This is a genomic window from Nostoc sp. (assembly GCF_036919495.1).
Taxonomy (GTDB): Bacteria; Cyanobacteriota; Cyanobacteriia; order Cyanobacteriales; family Nostocaceae; genus Nostoc.
Map to the genome: position 1 here is coordinate 1 of NZ_JBALBZ010000126.1, position 2,135 is coordinate 2,135.

Consider the following 2,135-nt stretch of genomic DNA (forward strand, 5'->3'; position numbering starts at 1 on the left):
CCAAAACTGCTGCAAGAAGTCACTTACGATTTCTCCAAATTGATTAATTTTTATCGCTTTTTAATGTGAAGAAATATTTCGCCAACAGTGTCTTTAATGGTAAAACCCCACCACCGATTGTTATTGATCTGTTTCACTTTTTAGAAGATGGTGTCGGTTTTATCGATAAAAGTCAAGAACATCTTTATGTATTGGACTTAGCAACTCGCAAAGCAGATATTCTCACCCCAGGTTCATTTAATGAGTATTTACCTGCTTGGTCACCTGATAGCAAAAATATTGCTTTTGTAAGCAAACGTGGTCAACAGAGCGATCGCAATAATAATTGGGATCTGTATGCAATCGCCGCCCAATCGGGAGCTAAAGCCCGTCAGCTAACTACCTTTATTGGGCCTGACTCCGCTCCTGATTGGGATAGCCGTCCGGTTTGGAGTCCAGATGGGAAGTCAATTGCTTATTTGCAGGGAGGTTCTCCCAAACTTATTGAGTACGCAGTTCATCATCTCGCCATTATCTCCGCCGAGGGTGGTACTCCCCGTCTACTGACTGCCAACCTTGATCGCAATGTTGCCAAACCGTGCTTTACCACAGATGGTAAATCAATACTGTTTTTAATCGAAGATGATGGCAATGTTCACCTAGCAAAAATACCTGTAACTGGTGGCAAAATCGAGCGATTCCTAGCAGGAAGACGAGAGATTAGTAAATTTGATTTAGGACGCGATGGCAAAATCGCTTTACTTTCCTCAACGCCACAACAACCAAATGCAGTCTTTGCCTTTAATGGTAAAAATTTGCGTTTAATATCACACCAAAACGATCAGTTACTAGCGCAGTTAAATTTAGCAACTACAGATGAAATCAGCTTTTTGAGTAAAAATGGTACAGAAATTCATGGTTTTCTTGTCAAGCCACCTCACTATCAGCCAGGGAAGAAATACCCAACACTGCTAATGCTGCACGGCGGGCCTGTCGGTCAGTTCACAAACCAGTTTATGTTTAATTGGCAACTATTTGCAGCGAAAGGCTATGTCGTTGTGGGTGTTAACCCACGCGGTAGTTCAGGCAGAGGAGAAGCTTTCTCCAAAGCAATTTATGCAGACTGGGGAAACAAAGACGCTCAAGATATTATTGCTGGTGTTGATTATGCGATCGCTACTGGAATTGCTGCACCATCACGCTTGGGAATTGGTGGCTGGAGTTACGGGGGAATGTTGACCAACTACACTATTGTTCAAGATCACCGCTTTCAAGCCGCAGTCAGTGGGGCTGGTGAATCAAATATTCTGGCAACCTATGGTACTGATGAGTATATTGATGACTATGAACAAGAGCTTGGCGTACCGTGGAAGAACCTCGATGTCTGGCTACGAATTTCTTTCCCATTTCTTCACGCTGACCGCATTGTTACACCAACATTATTTCTGGGAGGTGATAGGGATTTTTCTGTACCACTACATAACTCGGAACAGATGTATCAAGCACTCAAAAGTCTGGGAATTGATACTCAATTAGTGGTTTATCCTGGACAGTCTCACGGCATCAGCAAACCGAGTTATCAACGTGATGTCCTAGAACGTTATTTAGCTTGGTACGATAAATATCTCACACCCTCAACCGCAACTACTGGAAAATAGTCTTGAAGAAGAATTCAGTGCTTCTGACTGCATTCCTTTTAAATTCTGACTTCTGACTCCTGGGTGCTGAATTCTTACCTTTTATTCTAATCCCTTACCTGAATGTAAAGATTTCAGAAAAACTTACACCTGTGGCAAGGCTATTGGGGTGGCTGATGGGGAGCCATTTTGTCACTAAGATTTATTGGTTTGATTATAACGAATTTGTTTTAATTCTTATTAAATTGGAAAATCAGATATTTTATTAGGATCTGCCCGATTTTTGAACAACTGCTGATTATTCCTTATTCAAAAATTCCGGGTCTTTCAATAATAAACCATTCATGGTACAAGATCAGCAATTCTCATTTTGAAAAAAAATCAGATAAAATTCTCTTGTTTAAATAGAGAACTTGTGTCGAATCATCATTTTTTGACAAATAATTATTATCCAACACCAGAGGTAGACAGGTTTTTAAAAATCTGTCCATTAAAAATCGATTTCAACTCTTAAATTCA

The 2,135-nt window shown here is 40.4% G+C and carries 1 protein-coding gene; it reads left to right on the forward strand.

Annotation, left to right across the window (positions count from 1 at the left end; genetic code table 11):
- Window positions 1-65 precede the first annotated feature (65 nt).
- Window positions 66-1,637, forward strand: a complete 1,572-nt coding sequence (locus V7K25_RS17105) for a S9 family peptidase (RefSeq protein WP_335159735.1) — start codon at window positions 66-68, stop codon at window positions 1,635-1,637.
- Window positions 1,638-2,135 lie beyond the last annotated feature (498 nt).